The organism is Gryllotalpicola protaetiae (assembly GCF_003627055.1).
In the GTDB taxonomy this organism is placed as follows: Bacteria; Actinomycetota; Actinomycetes; order Actinomycetales; family Microbacteriaceae; genus Gryllotalpicola; species Gryllotalpicola protaetiae.
This window is the reverse complement of sequence record NZ_CP032624.1, coordinates 150,753-164,256: the sequence shown is the minus strand read 5'-3', so window position 1 is coordinate 164,256 and position 13,504 is coordinate 150,753. Positions and strand designations below refer to the sequence as shown.

General features: G+C 69.1%; 13 protein-coding genes. 2 read left to right on the top strand and 11 right to left on the bottom strand.

Translation table 11 applies throughout. The annotated features are described in order from the left end of the window. The first annotated feature begins 13 nt into the window (after window positions 1-13). On the top strand, window positions 14-748 hold the full coding sequence (locus tag D7I44_RS00855; protein WP_162939983.1) for an HAD family hydrolase: 735 nt from the start codon (window positions 14-16) through the stop codon (window positions 746-748). A 9-nt stretch (window positions 749-757) separates the two neighbouring features. Next, entirely contained in the window at window positions 758-2,995 is a 2,238-nt protein-coding gene (locus tag D7I44_RS00850) for a glycoside hydrolase family 3 C-terminal domain-containing protein (protein WP_120787754.1), read from the top strand. A 55-nt stretch (window positions 2,996-3,050) separates the two neighbouring features. Here the strand turns inward: D7I44_RS00850 and D7I44_RS00845 are convergent, their stop codons facing one another. The 11 genes from D7I44_RS00845 to D7I44_RS00800 all read right to left on the bottom strand — a co-directional run bounded on the left by D7I44_RS00845 (window position 3,051) and on the right by D7I44_RS00800 (window position 13,455). Further along, window positions 3,051-4,022, bottom strand: a complete 972-nt coding sequence (locus D7I44_RS00845) for a PDR/VanB family oxidoreductase (RefSeq protein ID WP_120787753.1) — start codon at window positions 4,020-4,022, stop codon at window positions 3,051-3,053. Then, window positions 3,988-4,836: an MOSC domain-containing protein gene (locus D7I44_RS00840; RefSeq protein ID WP_120787752.1), complete on the bottom strand. Its 849-nt coding sequence runs from the start codon at window positions 4,834-4,836 to the stop codon at window positions 3,988-3,990. The genes D7I44_RS00845 and D7I44_RS00840 overlap by 35 nt, the downstream gene beginning before the upstream one ends. Then, window positions 4,833-4,988, bottom strand: a complete 156-nt coding sequence (locus D7I44_RS17965; RefSeq protein WP_162939982.1) for a hypothetical protein — start codon at window positions 4,986-4,988, stop codon at window positions 4,833-4,835. Before D7I44_RS17965 ends, D7I44_RS00840 begins: the two co-directional genes overlap by 4 nt. Window positions 4,989-5,019: 31 nt before the next feature. Further along, complete coding sequence (locus D7I44_RS00835; RefSeq protein ID WP_120787751.1) at window positions 5,020-6,441, bottom strand: amidase; 1,422 nt, start codon at window positions 6,439-6,441, stop codon at window positions 5,020-5,022. Between the two features lie 65 nt (window positions 6,442-6,506). After that, window positions 6,507-8,183 carry an ABC transporter substrate-binding protein gene (locus D7I44_RS00830; protein ID WP_220093803.1) on the bottom strand — a complete coding sequence of 559 codons (1,677 nt, stop codon included), beginning with the start codon at window positions 8,181-8,183 and terminating at the stop codon, window positions 6,507-6,509. 8 nt (window positions 8,184-8,191) lie between these two features. Beyond that, window positions 8,192-8,998, bottom strand: coding sequence for an ABC transporter ATP-binding protein (locus D7I44_RS00825; RefSeq protein WP_220093802.1), 807 nt, complete (start codon window positions 8,996-8,998; stop codon window positions 8,192-8,194). 14 nt (window positions 8,999-9,012) lie between these two features. Beyond that, window positions 9,013-10,035 (bottom strand): ABC transporter ATP-binding protein, encoded by a 1,023-nt coding sequence (locus D7I44_RS00820; RefSeq protein ID WP_220093801.1) that lies wholly within the window; start codon window positions 10,033-10,035, stop codon window positions 9,013-9,015. Next, complete coding sequence (locus D7I44_RS00815) at window positions 10,032-10,919, bottom strand: ABC transporter permease (protein ID WP_120787749.1); 888 nt, start codon at window positions 10,917-10,919, stop codon at window positions 10,032-10,034. The genes D7I44_RS00820 and D7I44_RS00815 overlap by 4 nt, the downstream gene beginning before the upstream one ends. 82 nt (window positions 10,920-11,001) lie before the next feature. Beyond that, window positions 11,002-11,940: an ABC transporter permease gene (locus D7I44_RS00810; RefSeq protein WP_120787748.1), complete on the bottom strand. Its 939-nt coding sequence runs from the start codon at window positions 11,938-11,940 to the stop codon at window positions 11,002-11,004. Continuing rightward, window positions 11,937-12,755 (bottom strand): GntR family transcriptional regulator, encoded by an 819-nt coding sequence (locus D7I44_RS00805; protein ID WP_162939981.1) that lies wholly within the window; start codon window positions 12,753-12,755, stop codon window positions 11,937-11,939. Before D7I44_RS00805 ends, D7I44_RS00810 begins: the two co-directional genes overlap by 4 nt. A gap of 244 nt (window positions 12,756-12,999) precedes the next feature. Beyond that, a complete protein-coding gene (locus D7I44_RS00800; protein ID WP_120787746.1) occupies window positions 13,000-13,455 on the bottom strand; it encodes a nitroreductase family deazaflavin-dependent oxidoreductase in 456 nt (151 codons plus the stop codon). Window positions 13,456-13,504: the final 49 nt, after the last annotated feature.

Below are 13,504 nucleotides of genomic sequence, written 5' to 3'. Positions count from 1 at the left end.
GTAGGGTGGCCGGGTGACGTCCCACGTGGTGATCTTCGACTTCGACGGCACCGTGAGCCTCGGCGACGAGCCGGTGATCGCGTACGCCCGCCACCTCGACGAGCAGGCGGGCAGCACGGTCGACCTGATCACTCGCGTCGTGTCGCGCTGGCTCGCCGCCGACGGCCGACTGGCCGAGGCGATCGACGGGCTGACGGATGCCGATCCGGTGTTCCTCGGCCTGCACGTCGTCGACGGGGCGATCGACGGGTACTACGCGGCGCAGAGGCTGGCGGGGCTCGTCGGTGTCACACCGGAGGGCATCGATGCCGCCTACCAGGCGAGCCGCGCCGACCTCGCCGACGGGCTCATCTCGACGCATGCGCCGGAGGGGTTCGTGTCGTTCCTGGCCGCCTTCCCGGCATCCGTTCACCGCGTTCTGGTCTCGAACTCGCCGGAGAACGGGCTGCGCGAGCAGCTCGCCAAGCTCGAGCTCACCCGCTCGTTCGACGAGATCGTGACGAGCGCGAACAAGCCGGCAGGGCTGCCGGCGATCGCCGAGCGGCTGCTCGCCGAGCAGGGCGTCGCGGCCTCTCAGCTGCTGTCGGTCGGCGACATCTGGGCCAACGACCTCGCACCCGTCGCGGTGCTGGGGTCTGCGACGGCGCTGATCGATCGGATGCCTGTTCCCGAGGGCGCCGCGCCCACGGTGCGCGCCCCGCATATCGAAGAGCTGTATCCCTGGTTCCTGGAATGGGCGCGACCATAGAGTGAGGTCATGCCGCGCGAGGACGACGAAGTCATTCCCGATCTGACCATCGAGCAGAAGGCGACGCTGGCCTCAGGCGCCGATTTCTGGAGCACGAAGCCCGTGCCGGGCATCCGCCGCATCACGATGAACGACGGGCCGCACGGCATGCGGGTCGTCGGCGACATCGGCATCAAGAGCGACAAGAAGGCCACCTGCTTCCCGCCGGCGGTCGGGCTGGGCGCGACCTGGAACCCGGCGCTGCAGCGCGAGGTGGGCGCGGCCATCGGCCGTGAGGCCCGGGCGCTCGGCGTCGACATCGTGCTCGGCCCCGGCATCAACATCAAGCGCAGCCCGCTGTGCGGCCGCAACTTCGAGTACGTCAGCGAGGACCCGCTGGTCGCAGGCAGCTTCGGGCAGGCGCTGGTCGAGGGCATCCAGTCGCAGGGCGTCGGCGCGTCGGTGAAGCACTTCGCCGCCAACAATCAAGAGACCGACCGCATGCAGGTCTCGGCCGAGGTCGACGAGCGCACCCTGCGCGAGATCTACCTGCCGGCATTCGAGCAGGTCGTGAAGAACGCCGCGCCTGCCACGGTGATGTGCTCGTACAACCGCGTCAACGGGGTCTACGCCTCGCAGAACGAATGGCTGCTGTCGAAGGTGCTGCGCGACGACTGGGGCTTCGACGGCGTGGTCGTGAGCGACTGGGGCGCCGTCGTCGATCGCGTCGAGGCGGTGAAGGCCGGCCTCGACCTGAAGATGCCGACGGCCACGGGGGACGACCGCATGATCGCGGCCGCGGAGTCGGGCGAGCTGCCCGAGTTCGTGCTCGACCGTGTGGTCGCGCGGCTGCAGAAGCTGGCCGATCGGGCGGATGCCTCGCGGCTCGGCCCGGTCACGATCGATTTCGACGCCCAGCACGAGCTCGCGCTGCGCGCCGCTCTCGAGGGGCCGGTGCTGCTCAAGAACGAGAACGGCGCACTGCCGCTGCCAGAGACCGGCTCGACCCGCATCGCGGTCGTCGGAGAGTTCGCGCGCACGCCGCGATTCCAGGGCTCCGGCAGCTCACAGGTGCCCGCGGCGAAGGTCGACTCGGCGCTCGGCGAGCTGAGTGAGCTGCTCGGTGACCGGGTGCGGTTCGCGCCCGGTTTCACCTTCGACGGCTCGGCTGAGGCCGACGAGGCCCTCGCCCGAGAGGCGCGCTCTCTTGCCGCAGAGTCCGACTGGACCGTGCTCTTCCTCGGCCTTCCCGATTCGTACGAATCGGAGGGCTTCGACCGCGCCTCGATCGACCTGCCCGCGAACCAGCTGGCGCTGCTCGAGACCGTGTCGGCGGTGACCCGCCGGGTCGTCGTCGTGCTGTCGAACGGCGGCCTGGTCGAGACCGAGAGCTGGGAGTTCCGCGCCCGCGCCATTCTCGAGGGCTGGCTGCTCGGGCAGGCCGGCGGCGCCGCCCTCGCCCAGCTGCTCGTCGGCCGGGCGAACCCGAGCGGGAAGCTCACCGAGTCGATCCCGGTGAAGCTCGAAGAGACCCCCGCCTACATCAACTTCCCCGGCTGCGACGGTCAGGTGGTCTATGGCGAGCGGATCTACGTCGGCTACCGCTACTACGACACCCGCGGACTGCCGGTCTCGTACCCGTTCGGGCACGGGCTGAGCTATACCGAGTTCGAGTACTCGGGACTCTCTGTTTCGGCGACGGATTCCGGGGCATCCGTCGTCTTCACGGTGACCAACGTCGGCGAGGTCGCCGGCGCCGAGGTAGCGCAGGTCTATCGCGGCGACCGGCACAGCAAGATCGATCGGCCCGTGCACGAGCTGGTCGGATTCCGGAAGGTGTTCCTCGAGCCAGGGGAGTCGGAGACCGTGACGATCGAGCTCGACTCCCGTGCCTTCGCGTACTGGTCGATCGCCCGTCACGGCTGGATCGTCGACGAGGGGCTGTTCACGCTCTCGGTCGGCGCCTCGAGCCGCGACCTGCGGCTGTCCGGGGACGTGCGGCTTGCCGCTCAGGGCCCCGCGCTGAAGCTGACGCAGTTCTCGTCGATCGCGGACTGGTTCGCGGACCCGATCGGCGCGCAGGTGCTGCAGGGTGCGATCGCGCAGCTGCCGGACGCGCACGCGTTCCAGCTCGACGTGACGACGAACGAGGGCAAGATGTTCGCGGCGATCCCGCTCGGGCACCTGCTGACGATGGTGCCCCAGGCGCCGACGGGTGCGGCGCAGCAGCTCGTCGCGGCGTACGAACAGGCGCTTGCCGGTCGCTAGGCGGCGCCTTCCCTCCGGCGGGATCGGCCGCTCGGCTCGCGAGCTTCCGTCGAGGTCATGGGCCGATCTCGATGAAGTCGGCTGCGGCGCGGGAGACGCAGGGCATGAAGCCGGAGGCGCGCTCGTCTTCGGTGAGGACTGCGTCGCGGTGATCGGCATCTCCGGAGAACAGCGTGAGGCGGCATGTTCCGCAGGTGCCGGCCTGACAGGAGCTGTCGACGTAGATCCCCGCTGATCTGATGGCGTCCAGCGCGGTTGTGTCAGCGGGGACGTTGAGCGTCGTACCGGTCGGCCGCCAGATCAACCGGAATTCGCTGTCCCCCTTCTGACGTGCGGCGACGCCGACGAAGTCTTCGAAGTGGATGCTGCGGGGGTTCCAATGGGCGGTCAAAGCTGACACTTCGTCCATGAGGGCCGCCGATCCGCAGCAGTAGATCTGCGTGTCGTTCGGTTCGGCCAGGTACGGCCAGAGGTCGAGCCGGGTTCCGGTGTCGCGGCTGTGATGGACGACCGCGGAAGCGTCCCCGCTGTCCTCGAACTCCTCGACGTAGGCTGCTTCGCTTCGGCTGCGGGCGAGGTAGAGCACCCGCACCCGGGGATGTCCCTCTTCGCGCAAGGCGCGATGCATGGAGCGGATGGCGGTGATTCCGATGCCGCCGGCGACAAGGAGGTAACTTGCTGACGCCTCTAGCGGGAAGGTGTTGATCGGGCTGGTGATGTTGATCCGGTCGCCTTCATGGGCGTCGTCGATGAGGCTCAGCGAGCCGCCGCGACCGCCGGGTTGGCGCAGCACGCTGATGGCGTAACGCGGACTCTCCCCGGGGGCGTCGACGAGCGAGTAGCTGCGTCTCGCCCCGTTGGGGCACCACACGTCCACGTGTGCCCCCGCCGTGTATGGGGGAAGCACCGCGCCGTCCGCGGCGGCGAATTCGAATCGCCACACCTGAGCGGCGACCTGCTGCTTGCGGGCGATGACCGCTGCGATGGATGTCTCAGGCATGCGGCCCCGGTGCGTACGAGTGGTCATCGTCGATCGACACCGCGTCCGCCGTGCGCAGCCTCCCGGCGGAAGCCACCCGGAGGTAGACGCCGAGGACGCTGTGGCCGTAGTGCTGCATCATCAGTTTCGGCACCCGGGCATTGCGTCGGCCGGTGGTGGGGTCGACTTCGGTCGCCGCGCACCGGGGCGTCGGCGAGAGCACCTCGAACCGGGTCTCGCCGATCTGCAGCCGCGCGCCGATCAGGTCCTGCTCCGCGAAGGCGGCGAGGTCGTCGACGTAGATGTTGGCGCGGAAGCGAAGCGGGTCGAGGTCGATGCCGATGCGCTCCGACACGTCTCGGACGCTCGCGATGTTGATCAGCGAGACGGCGTTCATGCCGAGGTCGCCAGCGGGGGCCGCGTCCGTGAACCGCCGGCCCGGGACCCGGGCGATCAGGGGCTCCCTGCCGGGCGCGCAGTCCAGCACGCGCGCGAAGAACGACTGGGCAGCGGCTCGCCCCGCGGCGGTGGAGAGGTTGCTGCGCAGCACCTCGTGTCCGCGGACGGCGACCACCAGGGTCTCGCCGTCGGCGGCGATCGCGGTCTGCAACGCGGCGAGCCGCGCGTCTTTGGCGAGCATGTGGAACTCGTACTTCGGCAGACCCTGGGTGCTTCCGGGCTCGAAGAGACCGCCGTGCCGGGCGAGCGCGTAGATGCGGTCGAGCGGGAAACCTCGGTCGGCTTCGAGATCGACGATCTCGAGCCGCTCGGGTGAGAGACCCTTGACGGGGTAGCGGTACAGCCCTGTGACCCGGGCGATCGCCCGGGTCACAGGGGCGTGCGAAGGCGCCTGGGTGATCATCGGGCGATGTTGAATCCGCCGGCCGGCCTGGCGTACCGCGTTTCGGGAACCTGGTAGAGGGCTTGTGCCAGGGACTTGAGGACCTGTTGGGATGCCTGGATCGTCTCTCGCTCTTCGGCGTCGTCCGACCACGTGGGTTGCTCGTCGCTCATGTGTGTTCTCCTTGTCGTTGTGCGGGCTGGGTCAGGCTGGCTGTGGCTGCGCGACCAGGGGGCTGAGGGTCAGGTGGTGCTGCGAGCGCTGCTGGATGGCGTCTCCTGCCCGCAGCACGAGGCCATCCGCCCAGTGGGCGCCGATGATCGACATCGCGAGGGGCGTCGACTCGGCGGAGAGGCCGATCGGCAGAGACAGGCTCGGGTTGCCCATGGGGTCCCAGTAGATGGTGTGCATCGATGGCATGGACTCGAGCGGCCGCAGATGCGACATGCTGTCGAGCCGTGGGGCGCCCATGTGCGCGGTGGGCGTGACCACGAGATCGACCTGCGAGAAGAGATCCCGGAGCTTGTCGCCGGCGATGCGGCGGACGCGTTGAGCCTGGATGTAGTCCGCGGCGGTGAACGCATCGCCGAGGGCCAGACCGATGCGCAGGCTCTGGCTGTAGTCGTCCCATCGGGACACGAGGTCATTGCGGTGGTAGGCCAACGCCTCGCTGAGCATCGTGACGATTCCCACGACGGTGACCTCGCGGTACATCGGGAGCTGGACGGGCACGAGGTCTGCTCCCGCATCGCTGAGGTGCGAGAGGGCAGCGGCGAACAGGTCGGCCTGGCGCGGGTCGATGCCTCCGTCGGCGAATCGGTCGAGGTCGTCGACTCCGATCCGCACGCCCGCCAACTCGCCCGTGAGCAGGGAAGGATAGTCGAGCGCCGGGCGCTGCACGGAGTCCTGGTCCGACGGGTCGGCGCCGGCCATGGTGGTGAGCAGCAGCGCGCAATCCGCGGCGCTGCGGGCGAGGGGGCCGACGTGGTCCATGGAGAAGCTGAGCGGGGTGAGCCCGGAATTCGGCACGAGGCCGTAAGTGGGCTTGATCCCGGTGACGCCGTTGTAGGCCGAGGGGATGCGGATGCTGCCGCCGGTGTCTGTGCCGTTGGCGGCGAGGAACATCCCCGCGGCGACGCCGGATCCGGATCCGGAGCTGGAGCCGCCTGCCCACCGCTCCAGGTCCCACGCATTCCGTGGGATCGGGAAGGGCTTCTGCGGGTCGGGGGCGCCCATCGCGAACTCCATCGTGGTGACCTTCCCCGTCACAATCGCTCCTGCTTCTTTGAGGCGCGTCACCGTCACCGCCTCGCCGACCGCTTCGGCCCACGCGGGGTCGAGGACGAGGCTTTGAGCGGTCGTGGGTCCCTGGGATTCCGCGAAGATGTCCTTGACGCCGAGGGGGATGCCCTCCAGCGGGCGGAGCGTCTCACCCGCGGCCACTCTGTCGTCCACGGCTGCCGCCGCGGCCCGGGCGCTGTCGTCGTAGCGCGTGATGTAGACGCCCAGCTGCGCATCGAGCTGGTCGGCGCGCTGAAGGGCGTGGTCCATGAGCTCGGTCGCAGTTACGGTTCCGGCGCGCAGCGCCGCCGCGGCCTCGGTGACCGTCAAAGGTATGGCGTTCATGTGGGTCCTCTCTGCCGATGCAGGGTCGTGGGGATCTGTGATGATGCGGTTCATCGGGATCGCGCTCAGTTCGAGACGCTGGCCTTGGTCAGGTCGATGAACCATGCCTTGGGCTGGGTGAAGTTGTGGACGGAAGGAGCCATGGCGCGTGGCGCGCGGTCGTTGACGATGAACAGCCAGGGGGCGTCGCGCGTGACGAGTCCGGCGACGGTCTGCAGGATGGCGTAGCGCTTGTCGCTGTCGACCGTCTTCTGCGCCTCGGCGATGAGTTCGTCGACGTGCGGGTTCGAGTAGCCGCCGGCATTGATGACTCCGCCGGTGCCGAAGGCCTCGGACCAGATCGCCTCCTGGTTGAAGGGCAGCGAGATGTTGAGCGCATCCACGCCTGGGGCGAACTTCCCGGACTGGTACTGGGTGAGCAGCGTGGCCCATTCGGTCGGCAGGAGCTTGACCTCCACGCCGATCTTCGCGAGGTCGGCCTGGAGCTCCTCGTTCATGGGCGTCGGGATCATGTTGCCCGACCCCGCGGTCGGGTACTCAACGGTGAGGGAGAAGCCGTCGGGGTAACCGGCCTCCGCCAGCAGCTTCTTCGCCTTGTCAGGGTCGTAGCTGTAGAGGTCGTTGGATTTGCTGTAGGCGGAGTTCGAGACAGGGGCGACCTGATACGAGGCGTTGCCGGTGCCGTGCAGGAGGTCCGATGACATCGTGGCGCGGTCGATGCCGTAGTTCAGCGCCCGGCGGACCTGCGCCTTCCCCAATGGACCCGCCTGCAGGTTGAAGACCCAGGTCCAGTCGTGGTCGTACGAGTTGGACAGCACCTGGAAGCCGGCGTCCTTCAGCCCCGCGAGGTCGTCGGGGTTGGGATCCTCTACCCAGTTGACCGATCCGGATCTCAGAGCGGCCGTCCGCTGCGCCGAGTCGGGGATGGGTTTGAGGACGACCTTGTCGAGCTTGGGGGCGCCCGCCCAGTAGCGGGGGTTCGCCGCCATCGTGAGCTGGTTGTTCGCGGATCCTTCGTAGACGAAGGGGCCGGTGCCGACCGGTGATGATGCGAACCCGTCGTTGCCGGATTTCCGCACCGCCGTGGGGCTGGCCATGAACAGGTTCGCGGCGTCCTCGGGAAAACCCGCGTCCGGGGTGCGTGTGGTGATCTCGACGGTATCGGCGTCGAGCGCCCTGAACGAGGCGACGCCGGGGACGTAGGATGCGGCCAGACCCTGGATCGAAGGGTCCGCGAACGGTGAGTCGGCGTCGAAGTAGCGGTCGAGATTGAAGATGACCGCGTCTGCGTTGAACGGGGTCCCGTCGGTGAACGCGACGTCGGTGCGCAGGCGGAACGTCCACACGGTGGCATCGGCATTCGCCGACCAGGACGTGGCCAGGTCCGGTTGCGGCTGGGGGGTCGCGGTCGTGCTGTCGAGGTCGAGGCGTGTCAGCCCGTCGTAGAGCTGGTAGGCGACGAAGCGCAGCCCCTCGTTTCCCTGCTGGCCCGCGAGCACCGTGTCGGCGGACGGCAGGTTCGCCGCAGTGAGGCCGACCACGAGCGTGCCGCCGCTGACGGTCCCTGCGGAGGTCTTCGCGGTGGTGAGGTCGGCGGCGGTGCCTGCGGCGGGTGAGCTGCCGCTGGCGCATCCCGACACGGCCGCAGCGAGTGCGAGGAGCACACTGCCGGCAGCGACCCGGCGGCGCGTGAGCCGAAGGCGATCGCCGACGGCGCGTTCAAAGGGGGAGATGAGGTTCACGGTCTGTCCTAATCGAGAGGGGCTTTCCACGCGGTCGCCGCGTGGGTCGATGGGGTCGGCTTCCTGGCAAGGAGCCGGTCGGGGGCGGCATCGAGGAGCGAGCGGGTGTACGGCTGGCTCGGCGCGCTCCAGATCTGTGCCGCGGTGCCTTCCTCGACGACGCGTCCGTGCTGCATCACCAGAACGTGATCAGCCACGTGCTCGACGACGGCGAGGTCGTGAGAGACGAACAGGTAGGCGATTCCCGACTCGGCCTGGATGTGTGCCAGGAGGTTCAGCACCTGCGCCTGCACACTCTTGTCCAGCGCCGAGACCGCCTCGTCGCACACCACCAGCTCAGGCTCGGTGATCAGGGCTCGGGCGATGGCGCACCGCTGGAGCTGTCCACCGGACAGTTCGCGCGGAAACCTGTGCGCGTAGGCGGCCGGAATGCCCACCCTGTCGAGCATGTGGGCGGCTCTGTCCCACGCGACGCTGCGAGTGGCGCCGTGGACGCGCAGGTTGAACGCCACGGAGGCGCCGACCGTCATGCGCGGGTTGAATGACGCCTGAGGGTTCTGCGGGATCACCTGGAGCCGGCGGCGGATCCGTTTGAGGCTGCGCTGCGGCAGGCTGGTGAGCTCGACGCCGTCGAAGACCACCGATCCGCCCGCTGCGGGCTTGAGAAGGCGCAGGATCATCTTCGCCGTGGTCGACTTTCCGGAGCCGCTTTCGCCGACGATCCCGAGGGTCGTCCCCGCGCTGATGGACAGCGACACATCCGAGACCGCCTGCTTCCCGCCTGGATATCGCAGCGAGAGGTGCTCTGCGCGCAAGATCGGCGCCCCGTTCACAGCGCCGACTCCCCGGACACCAGGCTCGGCACTGCGTGAGCAGCGGCCGCCGGCACGTCGCACGCCGCAGCGCGACCCTCGGCGTCGCCGGCCAGCGGTGGACGATGCGCGGTACAGGCCGACACGGCCGATGCGCACCGCGGAGCGAAGGCGCAGGATTCATCGGCGAGCGCGTCGTCCGGGCCGGGCGGCAGTCCCGGGATCACCGGAAGTCGCCCGCGCGGATGCTGCGGTGAAGGCATGGCCGCCAACAACCCCGCGGTATACGGGTGCCGCGGCGCGAGCAGCACGCGCTCGACGGGCCCGCGCTCGACCACCCGGCCTGCGTACATGACTGCGACGTCGTGGCCCAGCATCCGAGCCACTCCGACATCATGGGTGACGAGCAGGATGGCGAGATCGAGCTCGCGCTGCAGGGCTGCGAACAGCTCGAGGATCTGCGCCTGGACGGTGACGTCCAGCGCCGTCGTGGGCTCGTCGGCGATCAGGACGCGGGGCCGGCGTGCGATCGCGATCGCGATGGCGACGCGCTGCCGCATGCCACCGGAGAGCTCGAAGGGCAGAGACCGGGCGGTGCGCGCCGGCTCGACGATGCCGACCTGGGCGAGCAGATCGAGCGCGGCTGCCCGTGCGCGCGACCTCTGCACGCCGTCGCCGTGCAGGCGAACGACCTCGGCGATCTGGTCGCCGACTCTGCGGAGCGGATCCAATGCGGCGCTCGGATCCTGGGGGACGGTTCCGATCGTCCCGCCGCGGAGCCGCCGCAGCCGATCCTCGTCGAGCCGGGTCAGATCGACGCCGTCGAGCTCGATCGCACCGGAGATCGTGGCAGATCGCGAGTGCAGCCCGAGAATCGCGTTCGACGTCACGGACTTCCCGGAGCCGGATTCGCCGAGGAGCACCAGCGTACGGCCGCTGTGCAGGTCGAGGTCGACGCCTCGCACCGCCCGGGTCTCCCGGCCGTCGCGTCGGAACGAGACGGCCAGGTCCCGCACGCTGAGCACGGCATCCGCGGTCACAGCGCCACTTCCCCACGGCCCGCGCTGAGGGCGGACTTGAGCCCGTCGCCCAACAGGTTGAAGCCGATTGAGGCGATGAAGATCATTGCGGCGGGCAGCAGAGCCAACGCCGGGCGTTCGTAGAGGTACTGGCGCAGGTCGTTGATCATCTGCCCCCAGTCGGCGGCCGGCGGAACGACTCCGAGGCCGAGGAAGGACATGCCTGCCGAGTAGACGATCGCCACGCCGACCAGCGACGTGCAGTAGACCACCAGAGCCGGCGCGATGTTGGGCAGCACCTGGCGCACCCCGATCACCCAGCCGCCGGCGCCGCTTGCGCGCGCGGCATCCATGAAGTCCAGCGAGCGGATTCGCAGCACCTCTCCTTCGGCCACACGAGCCACCGGGGCGATCAGAACGACCGACAGGGAGACGATCGAGTTCCCGAGCCCCGGTCCGAGGGCGGCGCCGATCGCGATCGCCAGCAGGATCGCGGGAAATGCGTAGACCACGTCGAGGACGCGCATGATGAGCGCCCGCGGACCGGATCGCGACATCCCGGCAGCCGTGCCGAGCACTGTGCCGATGACGCCCGCGATCAGGACGGGGGTGAGGCCGCCCAGAAGCGCCGGCCTGGCGCCCCAGATGAGACGAGAGAGGATGTCGCGGCCTTGACCGTCCGTGCCGAGCACGTGGCCCGCCGTGCCGACGTTCCACAAGCGCTGTGCGATCGCCCCGGTCGTCGGCGAGTGCGGAGAGATGAGAGGGGCGAGGACAGCGACAGCGAGGAGGGCGAACACGATGCCGCCGCCGACGAAGGCCTCTCTGGGAAGCCCGCGCCCAAGGGGCCGCCGCCGGGCGAGTGGGGCCGCCGCGGCAGCAACGTACAGGGTGTGGGAGGACATGACTGATCGCCCTTTCAGACGGAGGGATCGAAAGGTTCGGGAAAGCTCGAACGTGGGTGAGCGCTGACGGCGGCGCCGTCAGTCAGGTGCGAACGCGAGGGTCCAATCCGGCGTGCGCCGTGTCGACCGCAGCGTTGACGAGCACGAGCAGCACTGCAGACACCAGGACGCCGGCCTGGACGAGCGGGTAGTCCCGCGCCGCGATGGCGTTGAACAGCAGCTGGCCGAGGCCGGGCCAGGCGAAGATGACCTCGATGAACACGGCGCCGCCCAGCAGATAGGACACCTGCAGTCCGGTGATGCCGAGCAGAGCGGGGATCGTGTTGCGGATCGCGTGCCGCACGACGGCGGCCCGGCGCAGCCCGCGCGCCCGATATGAGGTCACGAACGGCTGACCGAGCACCTCTTGAAGCGCCGTGGAGAACATGCGGGCGATACCGCCCATCGGGGCCAGTGACGCAGCCAGCGCAGGAAGGACGAGGTGCTGCAGCACCGTCGCAGCGCCACTGCCGCCGGTCGAGACCATCCCGCCGCTCGGCAGCAGGCGCGTCTGCACCGCGAACCAGAGCAGGACCAGCGCGACCGTGTACTGCGGCAGCGACAGCGCGGTGAGGGCCGCGCCGTTGACCAGTCGCCCCGTGCGGGTGCCGGGGCGGAGCGCCGCGATCGTGCCGAGTACGAATCCGCCGCATGCCGCCAGCACAAGCGCGGCGCCGATCAGGATGAGGGTGTTCAGGAACGCCGCGAGCACCAGTCCCGCTGCGCCCTGATGAAGGGAGATCGAGGCGCCGAGGTCGCCGTGCGCCGCGGCACGGGCCCAGTCCGCATATTGGACGTAGATGGGCTGGTCAAGCCCCAGCCGTTCGGTGAGCGCCTCGCGCTGGCCCGGGGTCGAGTTCGGGCCGAGGAGCGCCGCGACCGGATTCCCGGGAATGATCTTCATCGTCAGGAACACGACGGCCGAGACGCCGATGATGACGACCGCGGCCAGCCCCAGCCTCTTGGCGGCGAACTGAATCACGGCTTCGCCTCCTCGTGCATCGACCCGGGCGCGGGCTGGAGGAGCGCGGTCACGTCGAGTCGCGGAATGGCCTGGAACTCGATGCGCGTCTCGCGTCGGAAAGTCGCGACCGCGAAATCGATCGCCTCGCCCGCTGCGTTGCGGAGTACCTGCTCGAACCAGAGCACCGCCTCGCCGGGCAGAATGTGCAGAAGGGCGGCTACCTGCTCGTCGGCGTTGGCGGCCTGGAGCACGACATCGTGCGACGCGACGGGCCCTGTGGTCTCGAGCAGCTGATAGAAGTCGGTCTGAAAGTCGGCGACGCTCAACCTGGTCGCCTCGTCTGCGCGCAGGTAGTTGGTGATCACCGAGGACGGCTCGTCGTCGCGCAGCAGCACATAGTCGACGCAGAGACAGTCGTCGCCCGTCTCGACGTCGTCGAGGCGGGACGCCACGGAATCCGGCGCCTTCATCCAGCCCCAGTGCAGGAGCAATGGCGACAGGCGCCCCACATGGTGATGGGATTCCAGAGTCTGGCCCGTGGGCGGCAGCAGTGCGCTGAACTGGTACTGATCGCCGGCCGTCGTGCCGATGCCGCGGCGACGTACGATCAGGCCCTCCTCGACCAGCAGGGACAGGGCGTGGCGGACGGTGTCTCGGGGCGCGTCGAACGTCACCATGAGGGCGTGCTCGTCGATCAGGGCCCCGCCCGGCGCATGCTCCGCGGTCCCGTCGCTGATCGACACCCTGATCAGGTCGCGCAGCCGGCGCACGGCGAGTTCACGAGAGGGCGGGAGCACGCCCCGCATCTGATCGCGGAAGGGGTCGTATGACATGACGAAAGGCTCGGCCTTCGTCGTGTTTCGCGGCAACACGCGCGCTGTAAACACTTTGTTTCACCGGCGGCGCTCCCGCCGATATCGTTCCCGACCTGGGAAAACGCGTCAGGTGTTCGGCTCAGCGACCCGGCTTTCCGCGCGTGCCGTGACCCGACGCCGCCCCGATCAGCACGTTTCGCGAATGTTACGGCGACCCCAGCGCCCGGCCGGCGCCTCCAGGTCGACCCGGCGCGCTCGTCTGCTACGCCAGGTGCTGCTCATCGCGCGGCGTGAGCAGGAAGACCGGGATCAGCCGGTCGGTCTTCGTCTGGTAGCTCGCGTAGTCGGGCCAGGCCTCGACGGCGCGCTCCCACCATTCGTCGCGTTCGGCGCCGGGCTCGAGCTCGCGGGCGTCGTAGTCGGCGCGATGCGCGCCGTCCTGCAGCTCGACGTGCGGGTTCTTCTTGAGGTTCGCGTACCAGGTCGGATTCTGCAGCGCGCCGCCCTTCGACGCGAGCACCGCGTACCGCCCGTCGTGCTCGACGCGCATGACCGGGGTCTTGCGCAGCTTCCCGGACTTCGCGCCGATGTTCGTGACGACGACGATCGGCCTGCCGCGCAGATCGTTCGCCTCCTGGCCGTTGGATGCTTCGAATCGTTCGACCTGGGTCCGCGAGCGCTCTGAGTCGCTGGGCTCGTACTCTCCCTGAAGTGGCATGTCTCGAGCCTAATCGCTGGCGAGTCGAATCGATTCGGCCCTAGGCTCG